Annotated in this window: 7 protein-coding genes and 1 pseudogene; 2 read left to right on the top strand and 6 right to left on the bottom strand. The window is 70.2% G+C overall.

Annotated elements, in window-relative coordinates:
* The 3 genes from purH to I5I_RS03055 form a co-directional block, all read right to left on the bottom strand.
* Positions 1-1,388: bifunctional phosphoribosylaminoimidazolecarboxamide formyltransferase/IMP cyclohydrolase (gene purH / locus I5I_RS03065; protein WP_036316348.1), on the bottom strand; the 1,388-nt coding region annotated here is incomplete at its 3' end.
* Positions 1,389-1,421: 33 nt separating this feature from the next.
* Positions 1,422-2,027: a phosphoribosylglycinamide formyltransferase gene (gene purN / locus I5I_RS03060; protein ID WP_036316345.1), complete on the bottom strand. Its 606-nt coding sequence runs from the start codon at positions 2,025-2,027 to the stop codon at positions 1,422-1,424.
* Positions 2,028-2,031: 4 nt separating this feature from the next.
* Positions 2,032-3,288 carry a cell division protein PerM gene (locus I5I_RS03055; protein ID WP_036316343.1) on the bottom strand — a complete coding sequence of 419 codons (1,257 nt, stop codon included), beginning with the start codon at positions 3,286-3,288 and terminating at the stop codon, positions 2,032-2,034.
* A 95-nt stretch (positions 3,289-3,383) separates the two neighbouring features.
* Here I5I_RS03055 and I5I_RS03050 point away from each other — a divergent pair, with 95 nt between their 5' ends.
* Positions 3,384-4,838, top strand: a complete 1,455-nt coding sequence (locus I5I_RS03050) for an NCS2 family permease (RefSeq protein WP_036316341.1) — start codon at positions 3,384-3,386, stop codon at positions 4,836-4,838.
* 161 nt (positions 4,839-4,999) lie between these two features.
* On the opposite strand, the pseudogene sucD reads toward I5I_RS03050, so the two are convergent.
* Both sucD and sucC read right to left on the bottom strand, forming a co-directional pair.
* Positions 5,000-5,901: pseudogene (gene sucD / locus I5I_RS03045) on the bottom strand (succinate--CoA ligase subunit alpha).
* Positions 5,902-5,927: 26 nt separating this feature from the next.
* Positions 5,928-7,094, bottom strand: coding sequence for an ADP-forming succinate--CoA ligase subunit beta (sucC, locus tag I5I_RS03040; protein WP_036316339.1), 1,167 nt, complete (start codon positions 7,092-7,094; stop codon positions 5,928-5,930).
* Positions 7,095-7,279: 185 nt separating this feature from the next.
* Between sucC and I5I_RS03035 the strand changes: the two genes are divergently transcribed.
* Positions 7,280-7,954 carry a TetR/AcrR family transcriptional regulator gene (locus tag I5I_RS03035; protein ID WP_036316337.1) on the top strand — a complete coding sequence of 225 codons (675 nt, stop codon included), beginning with the start codon at positions 7,280-7,282 and terminating at the stop codon, positions 7,952-7,954.
* Positions 7,955-8,017: 63 nt separating this feature from the next.
* On the opposite strand, the gene I5I_RS03030 is transcribed toward I5I_RS03035, so the two are convergent.
* Positions 8,018-8,718, bottom strand: a 701-nt coding sequence (locus I5I_RS03030; protein WP_036316349.1) for an acyl-CoA dehydrogenase C-terminal domain-containing protein, incomplete at its 5' end; no start/stop codon positions are given.

Here is an 8,718-nt window from a genome sequence, read left to right as displayed (position 1 = left end):
GAGTCGACACGGTTGACCTGTCCCATGCCGATGCNGACGGTCGCAAGCCCCTGGGCGAGCACGATCGCGTTGGACTTGACGGCGCGGCAGGCCTTCCACGCGAAGATGAGGTTCTCCATCTCCTCGGGGCTGTCCGGACGCTCACCGGAGACGAGCTCCCAGTTCTTGGCGACAGACTCGATGTCGTCGGGGAAGCGGTCGGCGTCCTGCAGCAGCAGCCCGCCGGACAGCAGCCGCACGTCCATCGGCTCCTGCCGCCAGTCGGCGGGAAGGCGGAGCACACGCAGGTTCTTCTTCAGGGCGAAGACTTCCAGTGCCTCCGGCTCGAAGTCGGGGGCGACGATGACCTCGGTGAAGATGTCGCGGAGGTTCTCCGCCATCTTCAGGGTGACCGTGCGGTTGGCCGCGATCACGCCGCCGAACGCCGAGACGGGGTCGCACTCGTGCGCGCGCAGGTGCGCCGAGGCGATGGGGTCGAGCGCGTTGGGCGCTGCGACCGCGATGCCGCACGGGTTGGCGTGCTTGATGATCGCCACCGCCGGCTTGACCATGTCGAAGGCTGCACGCAGGGCCGCGTCGGCGTCGACGTAGTTGTTGTACGACATCTCCTTGCCCTGGATCTGCTCGGCCTGCGCGATGCCGTGCGCGCCGGCGCGCGTGTAGATCGCGGCGCGCTGGTGCGAGTTCTCGCCGTAGCGCAGCGTGCTCAGCCGCTCGGCCTTGATCGTCAGGTGCTGGGGCAGATCGCCCTCCGCCTCGAGGGTCTCCTCCGCGAACCAGGTGGCGACGGCGCGGTCGTAGGCGGCCGTGTGCGCGAAGGCGCGGGCGGCGAGCTCGCGGCGCTGGGCCAGAGAGGTGCCCCCGGCACCGAGCGCCTCGATGATCGCGGGGTAGGACTCGGGCGAGACGGCGATTGCGACGTTCGCGAAGTTCTTGGCCGAGGCGCGCACCATGGCCGGCCCGCCGATGTCGATCTGTTCCACGACCGCGTCTCCCACCGCGCCGGAGGCCACGGTCTCGACGAACGGATAGAGGTTCACCACCACGAGCTCGAAGGGCAGGATGCCGAGGGCATCGAGCTGGGTCTCGTGGTCTTCGAGCCGGAGGTCGGCCAGCAGTCCCGCGTGCACGCTGGGATGCAGCGTCTTCACGCGCCCGCCCAGCGACTCCGGAAAGCCGGTGATCTCGGCGACGTCCTTGACGGCGAGGCCGGCGTCGCGCAACAGCGCCGCGGACCCGCCGGTCGACACGATCTCGACGCCCGCGGCATCCAGGGCCTGAGCGAGCGGCAGTAGGTCGGTCTTGTCGCTCACGGAGATGAGGGCCCGGCGCACGGGCACGAGGTCACGGGATCGGTAGAGGGCGGGATCGACGGCAGGACCGGCCATGCGGGGCTCCAGTGTTCGAGGTGGATCGGGTCTTCAGGACGCGGGTGCGTCGGAAGCGGCGGCGGACAGCTCGAGCTCTCCGGACGCCACCGCGCGCACGACATCGATGAGCAGGCGCCGTTCGACCGGCTTGATGCGCTCATGCAGGCTCTGCTCGGTGTCGTCGGACAGCACGGCGACGCGCTCCTGGGCCAGGATCGGCCCGGAGTCCACACCGTTGTCGACGACGATGACACTCGCCCCGGTCTGGGTCGCACCGGCGGCGAGCGCGTCGCGAACGCCGTGCGCGCCGGGGAACTCGGGCAGATAGGCGGGGTGGGTGTTGATGATGCGGGGCGCCCAGGCGTCGACGACCGATGCCGGGAGCAGGCGCATGAGACCGCTGAGCACCACGAGGTCGGGATTCCACACTCGCAGCTGACGGTCGAGCTCCTCGCCCCACTGCTCGCGGGTCTCGAACTCGCGGAACGGCACGAGGAAGGTCGGGATGCCGAACGCTTCGGCGTGGGCGAAGCCGTCTGCCTGGCGGTCCGCGCCGACGACGACGATGCGGGCCGGGAAATCGGGGTCGGCGGCGGCCTCGAGGAGGGCTCGGAGATTGGAGCCGGTGCCCGAGATGAGAACGGCGACCGTCAGCACCCGGTCAGTCTACCGGCGCGGCGGCGGGCTCTCTGGTGCGCGCCGGAGAGAACAGCGCGATCGCGGCGCCGACGGCCAGTTCGACGCCGACGCAGAACGCGAACGGACCGGCCGCCGGACCGACCGCGCCCAGGCGGCCCGGCCCGACCGCGCCCGACGCGCAGACCGCGAGCAGCGCCGCGGCCGCGGCGGCGAGCACGACGATCGCGCCGAAGACGACGAGGCGCACGGCCGTGGTCGACGCCGCCGCGGCATCCATCTCACCGGCGGACGCGAGGCGGGTGCGGGCGATCGCGCCGGCGAGGAAACCCACCGCGACGACCGCCAGTACGAGTGCGAACAGCCACGGTGAGGGGTTGTCGGGGATGAGGCCGAGAGCGGGGATGCCGGGAAGGACCCCGAGAGTCGTGCCGGCCGGCGACACCGCGGTGCCGGCGCCGATCGCGAAACCCGGCCCGGCGGCGAAGGAAGCGCCCCAGACGATGAGGGTCGGCAGGTACACCAGCTGTCCGAGGGAGAGCACGGCACCGCCGAGCACATCGACGTGCGCCGCCTCGAAGAGTGCGACGATCTGCCCGCCGCGCAGCACCGCGGCCGCCGCGACGACGAGCGCGCCGACGCCGACCAGGCCGGCGACGGCCGCGGCGAGTCCCCGGGCGGCGGCAGAGACGGCGCCCACCCACGGGTGGCCGCGCCGAGGATCTGCGCCGTCGATCCGGTCGCGAAGAGCGTCGATGAGACCGCCGTCTCCGCTGCGCCACGCCTCGACGACGGCGCCCACCAGGGCGGGGAGCGCGAAGACCGCGGTGGGCAGCAGCAGAGCCTGCCACCCGTAGACGGCGGCGACGGGAGTGCGCGATGTCGCCCAGAGCGCGGCGGCGATGAGCAGCGTCACGAGCGTGCCGGCCGCCACGCCCACAGCCCAAGCCCCGGAGCGGGCCGCGCGGGCGCCCGAACGTGCCGCGAACAGGGCCGTGAAGACGGCGAGTGCCAGCGGAGCCAGCGAGACGACGAACGACGCCGCCTGCGGCGCGATGCCGGCGGCGACGAGGTAGTCGTCCCCGAGCGTGATGTGCAGGGGGACGAACTGGCCGAGCTGCCAGATGCGCACGGCCGCGGGCCACAGCGCGGCCCAGTCGGCGGTGCCTCCCAGCGCCATCACCCAGAAGAGGGTGAGCGGCGCGAAGACCACGGCGACGCCGACGGCCGCCGCGATGAGGGCATCGACGGCGGCGAGGAGGAGGACGAGCAGGCGGTTCATGCGGGTTCGACCCTACCTACCCGGGTGATGAGCGGGCGCGGGGCGCGCGGGGCGCCGACGCCGCGGCATCCACTACGGTTCTGGATGGAGGATCCATGCCCGCTACACCCACGTCCGCCACCCGTTCCGCCGACGCCCCGCTCGGGGCGCTCGACCGCTTCTTCGAGATCAGCCGTCGCGGCTCGACGATCGGGGGCGAGATCCGCGGCGGACTGGTCACCTTCGTCACGATGGCGTACATCGTGATCCTCAACCCGATCATCCTGTCGGGCAAGGCGGACATCGCCGGCAACGAGCTGGCGTTCTCCGCCGTGGGGGCGGCGACGGCGCTGACCGCCGGGGTCATGACGATCCTCTTCGGCCTGGTGACGCGGCTTCCGTTCGCCTTCGCGGCGGGACTCGGCATCAACGCGTTCCTCGCCTTCAGCGTCATCCACGAGGTCACCTGGCCCGAGGCGATGGCCCTCGTGATGATCAACGGCATCATCATCGTGCTGCTGGCGGCGACCGGGCTGCGCAAGCTCATCTTCGACGCCGTGCCGGTGCAGCTGAAGCTCGCCATCACCGTCGCGATCGGCCTCTTCATCGCCTTCATCGGGTTCGTCAACTCCGGCTTCGTGACCGCGACCGGATCGAACTCACCGCCGGTCGGCCTCGGCATCGGCGGCTCGGTCGCGTCGATCCCGACGCTCATGTTCGTCCTGACGCTGCTGGTGACCGGAGTGCTCGTCGCCCGCAAGGTGAAAGGCGGCATGCTGATCGGCCTCGTCGGCGGCACCGTCGTGTCGGTGATCGTGGAGGCCATCTGGCACCTCGGCTCGGCGACCGATCACCCGGGCGGATGGGGGCTCACGATCCCCGCGCTCACCGGCTCTCCGGTCAGCATCCCCGACCTGAGCCTGCTCGGCGCCGTCGACTTCGGCTTCGACATCGGCAAAGTCGGCATCGTCGCGCTGATCATGCTCGTGTTCACGCTCGTGTTCTCCAACTTCTTCGACGCGATGGGCACGATGACCGGCCTCGCGAAGGAGGCGGGTCTGGCCGACGAGAAGGGCGACTTCCCCCGCATCAAATCCGCCCTCGTGGTGGAGGGCGTCGGCGCCGTCGTGGGAGGCGCGACCTCCTCATCGTCGGCCACGGTGTTCATCGAGTCGGGCTCCGGCATCGGCGAGGGCGCCCGCACGGGGCTCGCCAACGTCGTGACCGGCGTGGTCTTCCTGCTGGCGATGTTCTTCACACCGCTCACCTCGATCGTTCCCACCGAAGTCGCCGCGGCGGCGCTCGTGATCGTCGGCGCCATGATGATGGCGCAGGTCAAGCACATCGACCTCAGCGACTTCAGCGTGCTGCTGCCGGTGTTCCTGACGGTGTCGGTCATGCCGATGACGTACTCGATCGCCAACGGCATCGGCGCCGGCTTCATCAGCTGGGTGGTCGTGCGTTCGCTCTCCGGCAAGGCGAGGGAGATCAGCCCGCTGCTGTGGGTGGTCGCCGCCGGCTTCCTCATCTACTTCGCCCGCGGCCCGATCGAGATGCTCCTGGGAGGCTGACCCCCTCCCCTCCCCTCCTCCCGCTCCCGCGAGCCGCTACGTTCCGCGCGAGCCGCCACGCCCGTTCGTGGCGGCTCGGTGGATTCGTAGCGGCTCGGCACGGGGCGGGGACAGAGAGAGGGGGTGGATGCCGCGGCATCCACCCCCTCTCTCGTCGGACGTCAGAGCGTCTCGATGATCTCCCGCATGAGAGCGGCGGTCTCGGACGGGGTCTTGCCGACCTTGACGCCGGCGGCCTCGAGGGCCTCCTTCTTGGCCTGTGCGGTGCCCGCCGAGCCGGAGACGATCGCGCCGGCGTGGCCCATCGTCTTGCCCTCGGGGGCGGTGAAGCCGGCCACGTAGCCGACGACCGGCTTGGTGACGTTCGCCTTGATGAACTCCGCGGCACGCTCCTCGGCGTCGCCGCCGATCTCGCCGATCATGACGATCGCCTTGGTCTCGGGGTCGGCTTCGAAGGCGGCGAGCGCGTCGATGTGCGTCGTGCCGATGATGGGGTCGCCGCCGATGCCGATGGCCGTGGAGAAGCCCAGGTCGCGCAGCTCGAACATCATCTGGTACGTCAGGGTGCCCGACTTCGAGACGAGACCGATGGGGCCCTTACCGGTGATGTTCGCGGGCGTGATGCCGACGAGCGCTTCTCCGGGTGTGATGATGCCGGGGCAGTTCGGCCCGATGATGCGGGTCTTGTTGCCCTTGCTCTTCGCGTACGCCCACGCCTCGGCGGTGTCGCCGACGGGGACGCCTTCGGTGATGACGACGAGGAGCGGGATCTCGGTGTCGATCGCCTCGACCATCGCGTCCTTCGTGAACGCCGGCGGCACGAACGCGATCGACACATCGGCGCCGGTGGCGGCGATGGCTTCGGCGACCGAGGGAACACGGGCAGCTCGACGGGGTTGCCGTCCTTGTCGACGTGCGAGACGGTGGTGCCGGCCTTGCGCGCGTTGACACCGCCGACGACGTTGGTGCCCGCCTTCAGCATCAGCGCGGTGTGCTTGGTGCCCTCACCGCCGGTGATGCCCTGGACGATGACCTTGGAGTCCTTGTTGAGGTAGATAGACATTTCTCTGCAGTCCTGTTCTCGTCGGCTCAGGCGTTGGCCAGCTCGGCGGCCTTGTCGGCGCCCTCGTCCATACCGGCGGCGAGGGTCACGAGCGGATTGTTCGCGGCGGCGAGGATGGCGCGGCCCTCCTCGACCTGGTTGCCGTCGAGGCGGACGACCAGCGGCTTGGTGGCGGTGTCGCCCAGGATCTCGAGCGCCTTGACGATGCCCTCCGCCACGGCGACGCACGAGGTGATGCCGCCGAAGACGTTGACGAACACCGACTTCACCTGCGGGTCACCGAGGATGACGTCCAGGCCCGCCGCCATGACGGTGGCCGAGGCGCCGCCGCCGATGTCGAGGAAGTTGGCGGGCTTCACACCGCCGTGGTTCTCGCCGGCGTAGGCGACGACGTCGAGGGTCGACATGACCAGGCCCGCGCCGTTGCCGATGATGCCGACCTGGCCGTCGAGCTTGACGTAGTTCAGGCCCGACGCCTTCGCCTTCGCCTCGAGCGGGTCGGCCGCGTCCTTGTCCTCGAGCTCCTCGTGCTCGGGGTGGCGCACTTCGGTGGCGTTGTCGTCGAGCGACACCTTGCCGTCGAGGGCGATGATGCTGCCCGCGGCATCCAGGATGAGGGGGTTGACCTCGACGAGGGTCGCGCCCTCACCGGTGTAGACGTTGTAGAGCTTGACGAACACATCGGCGACCTTGGGGGCCAGCTCGTCGTCGAAGCCACCGGCCTTGGCGATCTCGAGCGCCTTGGCCGTGTCGATGCCGGTCAGCGGGTCGACCTCGACCTTGGCCAGCGCCTCGGGCTTCTCGACGGCGAGCTGCTCGATCTCCATGCCGCCCTCGACCGAGCACAGGCTCAGGTACGAACGGTTGGCGCGGTCCAGCAGCACCGAGAAGTAGAACTCCTTCTCGATCTGGGCGCCGCCGGCGATCATGACGCGCTTGACGACGTGGCCCTTGATGTCCAGGCCCAGGATGGCCTTCGCGGCCTCGTACGCGTCTTCGGGAGTCTTGGCGACCTTGACGCCGCCGGCCTTGCCGCGGCCCCCGGTCTTGACCTGAGCCTTGACGACCACGACGCCGCCGAGCTTCTCGGCCGCCGCCTTCGCCTCCTCAGGAGTGTCGGCGATGATGCCGGGGAGCACCGGCACCTCGTACTTCTCGAACAGGTCTCGTGCCTGGTACTCGTACAGATCCACGTGCAATCCTTCGCTGGGCGTCAGTGGGTGTCGTGCCGAAGGGTTCTCGGTATCGGAACAAAAGTGCCGAAACAATCTCGATATCGAGAGATCGACCGATCCCCCAGCTTAGTCGACCCTCCGTGCGGATCCGACCGCGCGCCGGCGAGGTGCCGTGCGCTCGGCGGGGCGTTAGGCTCACGGGCATGACCGACGCCGCACCCACCTCCGCCCGCAACGCCGTCGTCGCCGCTGCGCTGGATCTCTTCGCCGCTCAGGGCTTCGAAGCGACGTCGGTGGAGCAGATCGCGCAGGCGGCGGGAGTGTCGCGATCGACCTTCTTCCGTCAGTTCGGCGGTAAGGACGACGTCGTCTTCAGCGATCACGACGTGCTGCTCGCGCACCTGCGCCAGAAGCTGACGAGCGGCGATGGCCTGGGCCGAAACCCGTGGGCGGCGGCGTGTGCGGCCTCGGTCGACGTGTTCCGCCACTTCGCCGCCGAGCCCGAACTCGCCCGTCGACGCTACGCCGTGGTGCGCCAGGTCCCGGCGCTGCGCGACCGCGAGATCGTCACGGTCTTCCAGTACGAGCGGCTGTTCGACGACTACCTGCGCTCGGCCCTCCCGGGTCTCGATCCGATCGATGCCGTGGCGTTCTCCGCCGCCGTGACGGCGGTGCACAACCACGTGCTGCGCCGTCTGCTGCGGGGCACCGAGGACATCCCCGAGTCGGTGCTCACCGACGCCTACGACGAGCTCATGCACCGCTTCGGTGTGCACCCCGACGGCGAGCAGGCGCAGAACGACGATGTGGTCGTGGCGACCTTCCCCCGTCGGATGCCGATGGCCGAGGTCGTGCGGCGCCTGCGCGACGAGCTCTGAGCACGGGGCGTTTCGACTCGCTGCGATCGCTCGACGACCGGGGGCTTAGCGGCGGGTGGCGGCTCAGACGGTCTCGCCGGAGGCCACCGTCTCGGCGAGCGCGTGCACGCGCGGCAGGTGGTGGGCTCCGTAGAAGTCGGCGGCCGTGAGACGGGCGGCATCCGCCTCGTGCGCACTCTCGTGCGCCGCAACGGCGACCACCGCGAGCGCGTGCATCCAGCCACCGGCCAGGACGCCGAGGAGCATGAGGTAGGGCACGCTCACGGCGTGGGCGTCGCGCGGCGAAGAGCCGAACGCGACCATCGCCGCGGTGGCGCGGCGGGCGGCGGCCAGGGCTCGCTCGAGACGGTCGGCGGTGCGCGCGGCGACCTCGCCGCCGGCGGAGCGCAGGGCCTCGACGGTGCGTTCGATGTCGGCGAAGAGCGCCTCGGCGGTGGCCCCCTGGTTGCGGATGACCTTGCGACCGATGAGGTCGTTGGACTGGATCGCGGTGGTGCCTTCGTAGATCGGCATGATGCGGGCGTCGCGGTAGTGCTGAGCCGCACCGGTCTCCTCGATGAAGCCCATGCCCCCGTGCACCTGGATGGCGTCGCTCGTCAACGCCACGGCATCCTCCGTCGACCAGCCCTTCAGGATCGGCACGAAGAACTCGGCCATCACGAGTACCGCGGCATCGTCGGTCTGCTCGGCACGGTCGAAGAGGTCGGCGACGTAGACGCCCAGCGCGCGCATCGCGACTCTAGAGGATCCCCGGGACCGAGCTC

Source organism: Microbacterium sp. B24 (assembly GCF_000333415.1).
Classification (GTDB): Bacteria; Actinomycetota; Actinomycetes; order Actinomycetales; family Microbacteriaceae; genus Microbacterium.
The sequence above is the reverse complement of the archived record's forward strand: the minus strand, read 5'-3'. Positions and strand labels throughout refer to the sequence as shown.